At 72.9% G+C, this 13,506-nt stretch carries 14 protein-coding genes and 1 pseudogene; 12 read left to right on the forward strand and 3 right to left on the reverse strand.

Features of this window, described 5'->3' with window-relative positions; genetic code table 11:
* The first annotated feature begins 209 nt into the window (after positions 1-209).
* Positions 210-1,418 carry a DUF4032 domain-containing protein gene (locus tag GA0074692_RS27815; protein ID WP_091649456.1) on the forward strand — a complete coding sequence of 403 codons (1,209 nt, stop codon included), beginning with the start codon at positions 210-212 and terminating at the stop codon, positions 1,416-1,418.
* Positions 1,419-1,528: 110 nt separating this feature from the next.
* On the opposite strand, the gene nagA is transcribed toward GA0074692_RS27815, so the two are convergent.
* Genes nagA through GA0074692_RS27830 form a run of 3 tightly spaced genes read right to left on the reverse strand, consistent with a single transcriptional unit; the run spans position 1,529 to position 4,514 of the window.
* Positions 1,529-2,638: an N-acetylglucosamine-6-phosphate deacetylase gene (gene nagA, locus GA0074692_RS27820; protein WP_091649459.1), complete on the reverse strand. Its 1,110-nt coding sequence runs from the start codon at positions 2,636-2,638 to the stop codon at positions 1,529-1,531.
* Entirely contained in the window at positions 2,635-3,588 is a 954-nt protein-coding gene (locus tag GA0074692_RS27825) for an ROK family protein (RefSeq protein ID WP_091649463.1), read from the reverse strand. Before GA0074692_RS27825 ends, nagA begins: the two co-directional genes overlap by 4 nt.
* Positions 3,585-4,514 carry an SIS domain-containing protein gene (locus tag GA0074692_RS27830; protein WP_091649467.1) on the reverse strand — a complete coding sequence of 310 codons (930 nt, stop codon included), beginning with the start codon at positions 4,512-4,514 and terminating at the stop codon, positions 3,585-3,587. The genes GA0074692_RS27825 and GA0074692_RS27830 overlap by 4 nt, the downstream gene beginning before the upstream one ends.
* 195 nt (positions 4,515-4,709) lie before the next feature.
* Between GA0074692_RS27830 and GA0074692_RS27835 the strand changes: the two genes are divergently transcribed.
* The 11 genes and pseudogenes from GA0074692_RS27835 to GA0074692_RS27885 all read left to right on the forward strand — a co-directional run bounded on the left by GA0074692_RS27835 (position 4,710) and on the right by GA0074692_RS27885 (position 13,503).
* Complete coding sequence (locus GA0074692_RS27835) at positions 4,710-5,495, forward strand: DeoR/GlpR family DNA-binding transcription regulator (RefSeq protein WP_091649471.1); 786 nt, start codon at positions 4,710-4,712, stop codon at positions 5,493-5,495.
* Positions 5,496-5,600: 105 nt separating this feature from the next.
* Positions 5,601-6,596, forward strand: a complete 996-nt coding sequence (locus GA0074692_RS27840) for an ABC transporter ATP-binding protein (RefSeq protein ID WP_091649474.1) — start codon at positions 5,601-5,603, stop codon at positions 6,594-6,596.
* Complete coding sequence (locus GA0074692_RS27845) at positions 6,593-7,618, forward strand: ABC transporter permease subunit (RefSeq protein WP_091649478.1); 1,026 nt, start codon at positions 6,593-6,595, stop codon at positions 7,616-7,618. Before GA0074692_RS27840 ends, GA0074692_RS27845 begins: the two co-directional genes overlap by 4 nt.
* 69 nt (positions 7,619-7,687) lie before the next feature.
* The gene (locus tag GA0074692_RS27850) at positions 7,688-8,089 is read left to right on the forward strand and encodes a DUF3263 domain-containing protein (RefSeq protein WP_425413404.1); all 402 of its coding nucleotides are present in this window, start codon (positions 7,688-7,690) and stop codon (positions 8,087-8,089) included.
* A 190-nt stretch (positions 8,090-8,279) separates the two neighbouring features.
* Positions 8,280-8,585: a hypothetical protein gene (locus GA0074692_RS27855; RefSeq protein ID WP_091649486.1), complete on the forward strand. Its 306-nt coding sequence runs from the start codon at positions 8,280-8,282 to the stop codon at positions 8,583-8,585.
* 38 nt (positions 8,586-8,623) lie between these two features.
* Positions 8,624-9,472: a hypothetical protein gene (locus GA0074692_RS27860; protein ID WP_245730485.1), complete on the forward strand. Its 849-nt coding sequence runs from the start codon at positions 8,624-8,626 to the stop codon at positions 9,470-9,472.
* Between the two features lie 106 nt (positions 9,473-9,578).
* Positions 9,579-10,087 (forward strand): annotated as a pseudogene (locus tag GA0074692_RS27865) (GNAT family N-acetyltransferase).
* 296 nt (positions 10,088-10,383) lie between these two features.
* Positions 10,384-10,932, forward strand: a complete 549-nt coding sequence (locus GA0074692_RS27870; RefSeq protein ID WP_091649497.1) for a hypothetical protein — start codon at positions 10,384-10,386, stop codon at positions 10,930-10,932.
* A 2-nt stretch (positions 10,933-10,934) separates the two neighbouring features.
* Positions 10,935-12,230: an SRPBCC family protein gene (locus tag GA0074692_RS27875; RefSeq protein ID WP_245730486.1), complete on the forward strand. Its 1,296-nt coding sequence runs from the start codon at positions 10,935-10,937 to the stop codon at positions 12,228-12,230.
* A gap of 59 nt (positions 12,231-12,289) precedes the next feature.
* Positions 12,290-12,748: a gas vesicle protein GvpJ gene (gvpJ, locus tag GA0074692_RS37045; protein WP_218106718.1), complete on the forward strand. Its 459-nt coding sequence runs from the start codon at positions 12,290-12,292 to the stop codon at positions 12,746-12,748.
* Positions 12,748-13,503, forward strand: a complete 756-nt coding sequence (locus GA0074692_RS27885) for a GvpL/GvpF family gas vesicle protein (protein WP_091649501.1) — start codon at positions 12,748-12,750, stop codon at positions 13,501-13,503. Before gvpJ ends, GA0074692_RS27885 begins: the two co-directional genes overlap by 1 nt.
* Positions 13,504-13,506 lie beyond the last annotated feature (3 nt).

Genomic DNA, 13,506 nt, shown 5'->3' on the forward strand with positions numbered 1-13,506 from the left:
CGGGCGTGGGGCGGTGTGAGCCGGGCGTGGGCGGGGCGCGGACCGGTGTGGGCCACCGTGGGCCACCGTGGGCCGGGGCCCGGACCGGTGCGGGCCTCCGTGGATCGGCGGGCCAGCGGACCCGGTGCCGGCGGCGGTGGGCCCGTCCGCGGCTGTGGGCCCAGCCACGAAGAGAGGCGCTGTGCGGGCGGACCCGGCATGCTTGGTCCGTGCGGATCACTTCGGCTCTCGTCGACCCGGCGCTGCTCGACCTGCCCTGGTCGACTCCGCTGGAGGAGTGGCCTGCCGAGCACCTGGTGGCCCTCCCCCAGGGAATCTCCCGGCACATTGTCCGTTTCGTCCGGATGGGCGGCTACGTCTACGCGGTCAAGGAGACCGGTGAGCGGGTCGCCGAACGCGAGTACGACCTGCTCCGGGCGTTGGAGCGGATCGATTTCCCGGCGGTGGAGGCGGTGGCGATCGTCGCCGACCGGCAGACCCCGGACGGAGAGCCGCTCGACCCGGTGCTGATCACCCGGCACCTCCAGTTCTCCCTGCCGTACCGGGCGCTGTTCTCGAACACCCTCCGTCCGGAGACCCTGGAACGGCTTCTCGACGCGCTCGCCGCGCTGATCGTCCGGATGCACCTGACCGGGTTCTTCTGGGGCGACTGCTCGCTGTCGAACACGCTGTTCCGGCGGGACGCCGGCGCGTTCGCCGCGTACCTCGTCGACGCCGAGACCGGGGCCCTGCGCAGTTCCCTCTCCAACGGCCAGCGGGGCGAGGACCTGGAGATCGCCCGGGTGAACATCTTCGGCGAGGCGCTGGACCTCCAGGCCGCCGGCCTGCTGCACGAGTCGATCGACCCGGAGATGGTCTGCGAGGAGGTCGTGCAGCGGTACGAACGCCTCTGGCACGAGATCACCTACGAGCAGCAGGTCGAGCGGGACGCCCGGCACGACGTCGAGCGGCGCATCCGCCGCCTCAACGAGCTGGGCTTCGACGTCGCCGAGGTGGCGCTGTCCACGCTCGACGGCGGGCGCTACCTGATCCGTCCGAAGGTGGTCGACGCCGGCTACCACACCCGGCGGCTGCTCCGGCTGACCGGCCTGGACGCCGAGGAGAACCAGGCCCGCCGGCTCCTCAACGACCTGGACGCGTACCGGGCGGAGAGCGACCTGATCGACGAGCAGCAGGCCGCGCACCGCTGGGTGACCGAGGTGTTCGAGCCGGTCGTCCGGGCGGTCCCCGGCCACCTGCGGCGCAAGCTGGAGCCGCAGGAGCTGTTCGCCCAGATCATCGAGCACAAGTGGCTGCTCTCCGAGCGAGCCGGGCGGGACGTCGGCATGGGGCCGGCGGTCCAGTCGTTCCTCAACGACGTGCTGGTGCACCGCCCAGACGAGCAGGCCGTGCTCGGCGTCGACGTCGCTGACGTCTGACCTCCGGGCCCACCACCCGTGCGGCCGGGGTAGCCCCACAGCGCTTGGGTGGTAGCAAGGGTCCCCTCCTCATCAAAATGCGGTAACAGGGGACCCCTGCTACCACCTGATCAGTCGAGCCACTCGCCGTTGCGCATCACCCGGAGCACGGTGAGGTCCTCGTCGAGGACGACCAGGTCGGCGCGTAGGCCGGTCTGCAACGCGCCGAGCCGGTCGCCCAGGCCGAGCGCACGGGCGGGGGTGGTGGCGACCATCCGGGTGGCGTCGGACATGGCGATGCCGGCGGCCACCGCGTGCCGCAGCGCCGCGTCCATGGTGAGGGTGCTGCCGGCGATCGAGCCGTCCCGGGTCAGCCGGGCCACCCCGTCGGTCACGGTGACCGCCTGGCCGCCCAGTTCGTACTCGCCGTCGGTCATTCCGGCGGCGGCCATCGCGTCGGTGATCAGGGCGGTCCGCTCGGGGCCGGCGACCGAGGTGGCGAAGGTGAGCATGCCGTCGTGCAGGTGCACCCCGTCGGCGACCAGTTCGCAGACCACGTTCGGCGCGGAGAGCAGGGCCACCACCGGGCCGGGCTCGCGGTGGTGCACCGGGCGCATCCCGTTGAACAGGTGGGTGCCGACGCTGGCTCCGGCGGCGATCGCCGCCCGGGTCTGGTCGTGGCTGGCGTCGGTGTGCCCGACTGCCGCGACCACCCGTTCGGCGGTGAGCAGCCTGATCGCGTCCAGCGCGCCGTCGCGTTCCGGGGCCAGGGTGACCATGCGGACCGCGCCCTCGCCGAGCCGGATCAGCTCGGTCAGCTCCTCGACCGAGGGATCGCGGAGGAACTCCGGGTTCTGGGCCCCACACCGGGCCGTGGAGAGGTACGGCCCCTCGAAGTGGATTCCGGCGAGCACCCCCTCCCGCACCAGCGGGGCGAACGCCGTGGTGGCCGTACGCATCAGCTCGAACGGGGAGCTGACCAGGCTGGCCAGCAGGGTGGTGGTGCCGTGCCGCAGGTGGAACGCGGCGGCCTGACGGGCGGCGTCCGGGTCACCGGTGGTGAAGGTGTGCCCGCCGCCGCCGTGGGTGTGCATGTCCACGAAGCCGGGGAGGATCCAGTGGCCGTCGCGCACCGTCGGGTACTCGGCGACCGCTCGGATCCGGCCGTCGCCGACCTCCACGCAACCCTGGCGGATCACGCCGGTCGGGGTCACGACCTGGCCGGTCACCCGTTGGGTCATCGGTCCTCCACGGAGTCGAGGGCGAGTAGGGCCGCGCCGAGACAGCCGGCCTCGTCACCGAGGGTGGCGGCGACCAGCCGCGGTTCCCGGTGGAACGTCATCCGCTCCCGCAGGGCGGTACGCAGCGGGTCGAACAGGTGCCGGCCGGCCCGGACCAGGCCGCCGCCGAGCACGATGGTCTGCACGTCGAAGAGCGCCTGGCCGGTGGCGAGCCCGTCGGCGAGGGCCTCGACGGCGCTGCTCCAGACCTCCCGGGCCAGCTCCTCGCCGGCCACCGCCCGCTCGACCACCTCGGCGGCGGTGCTTCCCGGTGTGCCGGACAGTTCCGCGTAGCGACGGCCGATCGCCGCGGCCGAGGCCACCGCCTCCAGGCAACCGACCCGCCCGCAGCCGCAGCGCGGCCCGCAGGGGCGTACCAGGATGTGGCCGATCTCCCCGGCGGCGCCGTGCGCGCCGACGGCGGCAGAACCGTCGACCACGTGGGCGGCGGCGATACCCGTGCCGACCGCGACGAAGAGGACGTGCCGGGTGCCGCGTCCGGCGCCGAGCCGCGCCTCGGCCAGGCCTCCGGCGCGCACGTCGTGGCCGAGCGCCGTGGGCAGGCCGAGCCGCTCCACCGCCAGCTTCCGCAGCGGTACGTCCCGGAAGCCCACGTTCGCCGACCAGACCGCCACCCCGGCGGCCTCGTCGATGACCCCGGGTACGACGACGCCGAGTGCCCGGGGAGTGAGCCCGTCGGCGCGGGCCCGGTCGGCGAGTCCCTCGGCGACGTCCAGGATGGTGCCGACCACCGCGTCCGGGCCGCGTTCGGCCCCGGTCGGGTGCCGTTCGGCGTGCACGACGGTGCCGTCCGGGCGGACCAGGGCGCACTTCGCCCCCGTCCCGCCGACGTCGAGGGCGACGACCACCGGATCGCCGGTCCGGCCGGCGACAGGCGGTGCTGGGGTCACGCGAGCACCACGGAGCGGGACAGGTGCCGGGGTGCGTCGGGGTCGAGACCCCGGCAGGTGGCGAGCGCGACCGCGAAGCGCTGGGCCAGGATCAGGTCGGCCATCGGGTCCACCGGGTTGCGTCCGGCGGCCCACCGGCCGAGCACGGTCCGGCAGCCGTTGGTGCGGCTGTGCACGAAGGCCGCGCCGGTGGCGGCGACGTCCTCGGCGAGCCCGTCTGGGATCTCGCCGAACGCCCAGACCAGCCGGCCGGGGGCGGCGATCGAGATCGGTCCGTGCCGGTAGTCCATCGCCGGGTACGCCTCGGCCCAGAAGGTGGCCGCCTCCCGGCACTTCAGCGCGGCTTCCCGGGCCAGGCCGATCGTCCAGCCCCGACCGAGGAAGGTGGCCTGCTCGATCCGGGTCGGGTCGAGCGGCAGGGGCGCCCGGACGGCCACCTCGGCGTCGGCGACCAGCGCGGCCACGTTGTCGCCGAGGTGGGCGCGGAGCAGGGCCAGGGCGGTGGTGGCGAACCGGGTCTGCACCACCGAGCGCTCGTCGGCGAAGGGCAGGCTGACCACGGCGTCGGCGAGGCCGGTCGCGGGGGAGTCCGGGTCACCGACGATCACCGTGGTCGGCAGGTGGCCGCGTACCGCGGCGAGCAGCTCGGTGACCTCGGTGGTGGTGCCGGACCGGGTGATCGCGACGAGCCGGTCGTAGCGGCGGGCGGTGGGGAACTCGGAGGCCTGGAAGGCGTCGGTCTCGCCCAGCCCGGCGGCCTCGCGGCGGGCCGCGTAGGCGCTGCCCATGAACCAGGAGGTGCCGCAGCCGACGACGGCCACCCGCTCGCCGGGGCGGGGGAGTCGGGCGGCGACGGTCGGGGCCAGCTCCGCCGCCTCCCGCCAGCAGTCCGGCTGGCTGGCGATCTCCATGTCCACGTACGCCATGGGAACTCCTCACAGGGGAGACTGTGCGCAATACGGCTCGTTACGGGTATGTTTCGAGCGTCATTCTGCGCGAACGCGAACGGTCCTGGCAACCGCTTGCGCGATCGAGCAGCGCATTGCTTTGCGCACCCGCGTTTCGCGCACTACTGTGCACGAAACCAATCACGTTCCGTGCAGTCAGTGGAGGTTCCCGCGGTGGACCGGTACGCCCGATGGAACGCCCTGCTGGAGATGTTGACTGACGACGGTCGAGTCAGCGTCGAGGAGGCGGCCGAACGGCTGGACGTCTCCCAGGCCACGATCCGCCGCGACTTCGACCAGCTCGCTCAGCAGCAGATGATCACCCGTACCCGGGGCGGGGCGGTCGCCAACGGAGTCTCGTACGACCTGCCGCTGCGGTACAAGACCGCCAAGCACTCGGCCGAGAAGCAGCGGATCGGGGCGGCCGCCGCCGCGCTGGTCTCGCCCGGCACCGTGGTCGGCCTCAACGGCGGCACCACCAGCACCGAGGTTGCCCGGGCCCTCGCCGTCCGGCCCGACCTGAACACCAACGCCGAGGGTGCCCAGCTCACCGTGGTCACCAACGCCCTGAACATCGCCAACGAACTGCTGGTCCGGTCCCGGATGAAGATCGTGGTGGCCGGCGGGGTGGTCCGCCCGAAGTCGTTCGAGCTGGTCGGCCCGCTGGGCGGGGCGCTGCTGCGCGAGGTCACCCTGGACGTCGCCCTGCTCGGGGTGGACGCGATCGACCCGCAGCTCGGGGCCGCCGCCCACCACGAGGGCGAGGCGGCGATGAACAACCTGATGGTGGCCCGGGCGCGGCGGGTCGTGATCATCGCGGACTCGTCCAAGCTGGGCGGCCACGCCTTCGCCCGGATCTGCCCGGTGGACCGGGTGGAGACGCTGGTCACCGACTCCGGGGCGGATCCCGGTGTGGTCGAGGAGTTCCGGGCCGCCGGGGTCAACGTCATCTGTGCCTGAACGGCGGAACGGGCTTCGTCCGTTCGGATCGGCGATTCCGGCCCCACTACTGCGGATAGCACAGTATTGTCTCTCCCGTCATAAAACCGAGCGGGGGAGGTCGACGTGCCCGCCGTCCTGGAGATCGAAGGTCTACGTAAGACGTACAAGAGCCGGCGGCGCGGCGAGCGGCACGCGCTGGACGGCTTCGACATGCGGGTCGAGGCCGGGCAGGTGCACGGCTTCCTCGGCCCGAACGGATCCGGCAAGACCACCACCCTCCGTACGCTGCTCGGCCTGATCCGGCCGAACGCCGGCCGGATGGCGCTGCTGGGCCGGGAGGTGCCGGCCGCGTTGCCCGAGGTGGCCGGCCAGGTCGGCGCGATCGTGGAGAGCCCGCAGTTCTTCCCGCACTTCTCCGCGCGGGACACCCTCTCGCTGCTCGCCGGGGCCGGGGCGGTCCCGCGCGGCCGGGTCGACGAGGTGCTGGAACTGGTCGGGCTCCGCGACCGGGCCGGCGAGCGGGTCAAGACGTACTCGCTGGGCATGAAGCAGCGCCTCGCGGTCGCGTCCGCGCTGCTCAAGGAGCCGAAGCTGCTGATCCTCGACGAGCCGGCCAACGGCCTCGACCCGGGCGGCATCCGGGAGATGCGCACGCTCATGCGCGACCTGGCCGCCTCCGGGATGACCGTGGTGCTCTCCAGCCACATCCTCGGCGAGATCCAGCTCATCTGTGACTCGGTCACCATCATCTCGTTGGGCCGCCGGGTCGCCTTTGGACCGGTCGACGAGGTGCTCGCCCGCTACTCGGGCGGTGCGGTCCGGGTCCGGTTGGAGGCGGCCACCGACCTGCCGCTCGCCGCCGAGACGCTGCGCCGGTCCGGTGTCCGGGTCACCGGACACGACGACCACCTGATGCTGGCCGGCGTCGACAAGCCGGCCACGGTGACCCGGCTGCTCGCCGAGCACGGCCTCTACGTCAGCGAGTTGGCCCCGGTCACGGCCGACCTGGAGAGCGTCTTCCTGGAGCTGACCGCCACCGCGCCGGTTCCCGGCCAGCACCGCCAGGTCGACCAGTCCCGCAAGGTCGGCGGCACCAGCACCGGAGGTTGGGGAGCATGAGCCTGTACGTCACCGAGCTGCGCCGCCTCGGCAAGCGCCGCTTCACCCGGTACATGACCCTGATCGGTCTGCTGGTGCTGGCCGCCGTGGCGGTCGGCACGTTCCTCACCAACCAGAAGATCGGGCCGGAACAGCGGGCCTCCGCCGAGCGTCAGGCCCAGGCGCAGTACGAGGAACAGGTCCGCTACGTGGAGCGGGACCGGGCGGAGTGCGAACGGCTCAAGGCAGCCGGCGAGCCGGCCGACGGCCGTTTCCCCGACGACTGCTCGACCATCACCCCGCCACCCCGGGAAGCCGTCGAGGCCCGCTGGTTCCTCCCGTCGACCTTCGACTTCCGGGAGAGCTTCGGGGCGACGCTGATCCCGTACGCGGCGATCCTGGCGCTGATCGCCTTCGTGGTCGGCGCCTCCTTCGTCGGCGCCGAATGGAGCACCGGCGGCATGATGAACCTGCTGCTGTGGCGGCCGAGGCGGCTCAACGTACTGCTGACCAAGCTGGCGGCGCTGCTCACCGGGGTGACCGTGGTGACCCTGCTCGGCGCGGCAGCCTGGACGGCCGCGTTCTGGGCGGTCGGCAGCTACCGGGGCAGCACCGCTGGGATGACCGGCGGCGTCTGGCAGTCCTTCGCCCTCACCGGGCTGCGCGGCTTCGCCCTGGTGGTGGTGGCGGCAGTGGTCGGCTTCGCGCTGGCGTCGCTGGGTCGGCACACCGCCTTCGCCCTCGGCGGGGTGCTCGCGATCGCCGTCGTCGGCCAGTTTGGCCTCGGCGTGGTGCTGGCCCTGGCCGACGTGAAGTTCCCCGAGGCGTGGCTGCTCCCCACGTACGGGCTGGCCTGGATGGGCAAGGAAGTAGAACTACGGAACTTCGAGGCGTGCAACTACTCCGGGATGTCCGGGATGTCGGAGTGCGCGCCCGACACGCTCACCATCACGTGGCAGCACTCGTCGGCGCTGCTCGCCGTCGGGCTGGTGCTCGCGCTCGGTGCGGCCCTGTGGGCCATGCGTCGCCGCGACATCGCCTGACGTGACGGTGTGCCCCTTCCGGACGCCGGATTCCGGGAGGGGCACTCCGACCGGACCTACGATGCGGGGCTGGCCCAGCCTGGCTACCCTGGGAATTCCCGGTACGGCGCCGCCCGGCCGGCCGCCTGCCCGAGGAGCGCCATGCCGCCGTCCGCCGAACCCGAGGTGCCGGCCGAGCCCGACGCGGAGGCCGAGTCGGCGGCGGAGGCCGCCGGAACTGGGGAGGCTTCAGGCGGGGCGGACGGGCTGACCGAGCGCGAGCGGCAGATCCTCGCCTTCGAGCGCAACTGGTGGCGGCACGCCGGAGCCAAGGAACAGGCCATCCGGGACACCTTCGGCCTCTCCGCGACCCGGTACTACCAGCTCCTCAACGCGCTGCTGGACAATCCGGCCGCGCTCGCCGCCGAGCCGCTGCTGGTCGGCCGGCTCCGCCGGCTGCGCTTCTCCCGGACCCGCAACCGCCGCCGCTGACCGGGATCGGGACCGGGGCGGACGCTGCCGCGTTCGTCGCCTCGGCAGCCGAGGCATGCCGGTGGACGGGACGGGTAGGCGGTCTCTGCTCCCGACCGGTTACGGGAGCCACCCGGACGGGAGCCGACCGGTACGGGAGCCATCCGAACCGGAGACCCGGATGGGACCAGGGGCGACGAGGGGAGCGCACATGGCCGCCGGCTGGTACGCCCACCGCCTGGTGCTGCTGTTGACCGCCGCCGGGCTGGCCGGGGCGGTGGCGGGCTGGCTCGCCCGGTCCCGGCGCCCAGCCACGAGCGGGCCGTCGCCGGCGGTGCCGAGCGGGCCGACGGCGACGACGAGGGGGCCTTCCCCGCTGCCGGGGCCTGTGCCATTGTCCGAGGGGACGGCGGTCGACGCGCCGTACACCGACGAGGAGCCCTACACCGGGCGGCCCCGGTACGCACCGGCGACCTCCCGCCGGGGGACCGACGTCCCCGGCGGCACGCCGCCATGACCGGCCCAGGACCCGGCCCGCGACGGGGAGGACGTTCGATGATGCAGGTCAACTCCGCTTCCACGGCAGCACCCGGCCGGCTGGAGAACGAGGACCTGGTCTTCCGGTTCGGGCCCCTGGCCGGGGTGCTCGACGGCGCGACCGTACCGGACGGCTTCGACACCGGGTGCGTCCACGACCCGGCCTGGTACGTCCGGCATCTCGCCGCCCGGATCGGCTTCGCCGAGGCGACCCGGCCCGCCGCCACCCTGATGAGCAACCTGGCGGCGGCGATCCTGGCGGTCCGCGCCGACCACGGCGGCCAGTGCGACCTCGACCATCCCGGCACCCCGTCGGCCACCGTCTGCCTGCTCCGCGACGGCGGGGACCGGGCCGACTACCTGGTGCTCTGCGACAGCCCGCTGCTGCTCGACACCGGCGGTCGGATCGCGGTGGTCTCCGACGACCGGCTGGACTCCGCCCTGGCCGACCTGCACGCGGTGGCGCAGACCGTCCCGACCAGCGTCGACGATCCGGCCACCCGATTCCGCCGGGCGGTCACCGTGCAGCGGGAGCGGATGAACCGTACGCATGGCTACTGGGTGGCCGCCAGCGACCCGGACGCGGCCTATCACGCCGTTACCGGGTCGGTGCCGCTACGCGGGCCGGGCGCGCTGCGCCGGGCGGTGCTGCTCAGCGACGGCGCGTCCTGCGCGGTCGAGCAGTTCGACCTGTTCGGCTGGGACGGCCTGCTGGAACTGGTCGCCACCGAGGGGCCGGGGGCGCTGATCGAGCAGGTCCGGACGGCCGAGCGGGAGCACCCCGACCGGCTGCGGCGGACCAAGCGTTCCGACGACGCGTCGGTCGTGCTGTGTGAGTTTCCGGGACGGTCCGACCCCGGAGCGTGAGCAGGAACACGTCACCCCCGCCGACCGGCTGGTACCGGCCCGCCGGACCGGTGGTGCCCGGCGGAAGAGTGGACGCCGGTCGGGTGGGGCCGGCAGACTGCGGCACGTGGCAGGTGCGGTACGGCTGGAGCCGGTGGACGAGCGGAATCTGGAACCGCTGCTTTCGGTGGCCGCTGCCGAAGCGGAGCCGAGTGACGTGATGCCGCCGGTGGAGGCGCCGGCCGGCTGGTCGCTGGCCCGCCGGGACGCCTTCCGCGAGTTCCACCGTGCCCACTTCGGCGGCTTCGACGGCCCGACCGGGACGGTCATGTACGCGATCCTGCTCGGTGGCGAGGTCGTCGGCATGATCCGGATGGCCCGTCGACCGGAGCCCGGCACCGTCGAGACCGGCCTGTGGCTGGGACGCTCGGCCCGAGGCCAGGGGTCGGCGCGGCAGCCCTGCGGGAACTGCTCAACGTCGCCGCCGCACACGGTATGCGGACCGTGGTCGCCGAGACGACGCCCGACAACACCGGGGCGATCGGCGTACTCGCCCGCTGCGGCGCGAAGCTGCGTGAGGACGGCCACACCGTGCACGCGGCAATCTGTCTCGACACCGCACCGCCCGCGCCGTAATTCGTATTCGCTCCTTTTCGCGGGCTGTCTGGAATCTGTCTCGTGCTGCCCGCATGTCCGTTTCTGCGCCAGCCGTATGTCCATTTCTTGCCCCTCTGAGATGGACCTGCCTCCCTTTCTGAATCTGCTCCCGGTAATGGTGTCACCAGGTTTTGCCGACAGGGGCCCGGGTACTGCGGACCAGTCCGATTAACGGACTGCCCGAGTGAATGCCCTTGTCGTGTTCGGACCCCCGGTAATTGTCACGACCGCGCGTATCGGGCTTTCCCGCAGACCGGGGAGTTAAGGAGTGGACCATGAAGAGCGGGACACGAATCGGGCTCGCGGTCGGTCTTGGCTACGTTCTCGGCCGGCGTCGCCGGTTGCGCACCGCCCTCACGCTGGCCGCCGCCGTGGCGGCTGGCCGGATGAGCCGCGACCCGGCCGGCCTGAGCAAGCTTGGTGAACTGCTGCCGGGCTCCCCGCACTTGCACAGCCTGAGCCGCCTTGGCGCGCCACTGGTCGGTGCCGGTCGGGCGGCGGCGGCCGCCGCCGTGGGCAGCGGGATCGACTCGGTCAGCGATCGACTCCGGAGCCGGGCCGACGCGCTGCGCGGGAAGACCAGGGGCGGGAGCGACGACGACGTGGAGCAGCAGGACGAGGCCTCCGACGACGAACGGTCCAGCCGGAGGAGCGGTGACCGGTCCAGTGGGAAGAGCGGTGAACGGTCCGGCCGGAAGGGCGGCGAACGGTCCGGTGGGAAGGGCGGCGAACGGTCCGGTCGGAAGGGCGGCCGGGGCGCCGACGACGACAGCCTGGCCGCGCAGGCCGACGACGACAGCCCGGCCGAGCAGCGGGGGTGGTGAGCGTGTCGATCCCCACGAACCCGGGCCTGAACCTTCGCGGAAAAGTGCGCGACCAGTTGCTCCACGACGTCCGGGACCTGGCCGGCGCGATCGGTGAGCGGGCCGTGGCCGTGGTGACCGAGCGGATCACCGGCGCGACCGGCCGACTCAGCGAGTACGCGAAACAGGGGGGCGGACCGGGGCTGGTCGCGGCAGCGACCGGCGCGCAGGCGCTCGCCGAGGGCAAGTCGCCGCTCCGGGCGATGGTCGGTGCCGGGCTGGCCGGCGGTAAGGAGAAGTTGATGGCGGCGGTCGGGGCCCGGGGTGGGAAGAACCAGGCCGGACGGAAGAAGCTGAAGGTCACCAACATCGTCGAGACGATCGAGGTGGGCGTCCCGGTGCGGGTCGCCTACAACCAGTGGACGCAGTTCGCCGACTTCCCGAGCTTCATGAAAAAGGTCGAGACCGTCGAGCAGGGGTCCGAGCAGAAGCTCACCTGGAAGGCGCAGGTCTTCTGGTCGCACCGGACGTGGGAGTCGACCATCGTCCAGCAGGTGCCGGACCAGCACATCCACTGGCGCTCCAAGGGGGAGAAGGGCTCGGTCGACGGAACGGTCAGCTTCCACGAGGTGACCCCGGACCTCACCCGGATCCTGGTCGTGCTCGAGTACCACCCGCAGGGCCTCTTCGAACACACCGGCAACCTCTGGCGTGCCCAGGGCCGCCGGGTGCGCCTGGAACTGAAGCACTTCGTCCGGCACGTGATGACCCGGACCCTCCTGGACCCCGACCAGGTCGAGGGCTGGCGCGGCGAGATCCGCGACTCGCAGGTGGTCAAGGACCACGACACCGCCCTGCGGGAGGAGCAGGAGGAACACGAGGAACGGGAGCGGGCCGAGACCGAACCGCAGGGCCGGGAGCCCGAGGAGCCGGAGGAAGAGCCCGAGGAGGGCGAGGAGCCGGAGGAGGCCCCCCGGAGGCGGGGCCGTCCCGCCGGCCGCGTCCGGCGTCCGGCGCCGCGTCGTCGCCCGGCCGAGGAGGAGTACGAGGACGAGTACGACGAGTACGACGAGGAACCGGAGGAGGAGCCGGAGGAGGAGGAACCGCCGCGCCGCCGCCGTCCGGAGCGGGCGGGGCGTCCACAGCCCCGCGAGGAAGGACGTCAGCCCCGCGAGGCCGGACGTCAGCCCCGCGAGGAACCCCGTGAGGAGGGACGTCAGCCCCGTGCGGAGGGGCGTCCCCGGCCGGCCGTCCGGCGTACCGCGCAGGGAGCCCGCCGGCCCGTGGTCCGGCGTCGACGTGAGGAGCAGAGCGAATGAGTACAGGACCGGGCGGAGGCGCCGTCCTTGATCGGGGTACCACGTCGAGCCTGGCGGACGTGGTCGAGATGGTTCTCGACAAGGGTGTGGTGATCGACGCCCAGGTCGTCATCGGCGTGATCGGCATCCCGCTGGTGGAGATCAACGCACGCGTGGTGGTGGCGAGCGTCGAGACGTACCTGCGCTTCGCCGAGGCGGTCGACCGCCTGGACATCACGCCCAGCGGGAAGGGCGGCCTCGGCGGACTGGTGGAGAACGTCACCGACGCCACCAAGGGGGTCACGTCCGGGCTCGGCGAAACCGTCGGCGGGATCACCGGGGGACTCGGTGGCACGGCCAAGGAACTCGGCGGAGCCGCCGGAGGGCTCGGCGGAGCGGCCGGGGAACTGGGTGGTGCCGAGGACGAGGACGAGGCCGACTACGAGGCCGACGACGAGCGGGCGGACGCTGATCGGGGCCGGGACCGGGAACGGGTCTCCGGTGGCCGCCGGGCCGCCCGCCGGGACGGGGAACGCTGATGGCCGGGCAGAGCGGGATGTTCGTCTACGGCATCGTTCCGGCCGACGTGGAGCCGACCGAGGACGCGCTGGGCGTCGGCGACCCGCCGGGCGAGGTGACCGTCGTCGTCCACGACGAGCTGGCCGCGCTGGTCAGCGAGGTGGACCTGGAACGGCCGGTGGGCCTCCCCGCGGATCTTACCGCGTACCAGGAACTGCTGGACGGGACGGCGGCGGTGGCCCCGGTCGTGCCGGTGCGGTTCGGCACGGTGGTCACCGGCACCGACGCGGTGCACGACCTGCTGGACGCCCACCGGGACCAGTTCCGGGCCGCCCTCGACGAGTTCGAGGGCCGGGCGCAGTACATGGTGCGTGGCCGGTTCCACGAGCCGGAGCTGATCGGCGCGCTGCTGGCCGGGAACCCGGACGCGGCGCAACTCGCCGAGCAGGTACGCGGGCAGCCGGAGGCGGTCAGCCGGGAACAGCGCATCCGACTCGGCGAGATGATCAGCCAGGCCGTGGAGCTGCGTCGCGAGGCGGAGACCCGGGAGCTGCTCGACGTGCTCGGCCCGGTGGCGGTGAGTAGCACGGTCCGCCCGCCCGGACACGAGCTGGACGCGCTGCATGTGGCGTTCCTGGTCGACGTCGACCGGGCGGACGAGTTCGGGGCGGTGGTGGAGGAGTTCGCCTGCCAGCGCCGGGAGCTGATGGGGATGAAGCTGCTCGGCCCGGTCGCACCGTACGACTTCGTCGACGCGCACCAACTGGCGGGGTGAGCG

The sequence above is a fragment of the Micromonospora pallida genome (genome assembly GCF_900090325.1).
Taxonomy (GTDB): domain Bacteria; phylum Actinomycetota; class Actinomycetes; order Mycobacteriales; family Micromonosporaceae; genus Micromonospora; species Micromonospora pallida.

Coding starts and splice junctions, on each gene's coding strand:
- GA0074692_RS27830 (WP_091649467.1), bottom strand. CDS start 4,514: ATGGCGTACGTGGACATGGAGATCGCCAGCCAGCCGGACTGCTGGCGG.
- GA0074692_RS27860 (WP_245730485.1), top strand. CDS start 8,624: ATGATGCAGGTCAACTCCGCTTCCACGGCAGCACCCGGCCGGCTGGAG.
- GA0074692_RS27885 (WP_091649501.1), top strand. CDS start 12,748: ATGGCCGGGCAGAGCGGGATGTTCGTCTACGGCATCGTTCCGGCCGAC.
- GA0074692_RS27870 (WP_091649497.1), top strand. CDS start 10,384: ATGAAGAGCGGGACACGAATCGGGCTCGCGGTCGGTCTTGGCTACGTT.
- GA0074692_RS27855 (WP_091649486.1), top strand. CDS start 8,280: ATGGCCGCCGGCTGGTACGCCCACCGCCTGGTGCTGCTGTTGACCGCC.
- GA0074692_RS27845 (WP_091649478.1), top strand. CDS start 6,593: ATGAGCCTGTACGTCACCGAGCTGCGCCGCCTCGGCAAGCGCCGCTTC.
- nagA (WP_091649459.1), bottom strand. CDS start 2,638: ATGACCCAACGGGTGACCGGCCAGGTCGTGACCCCGACCGGCGTGATC.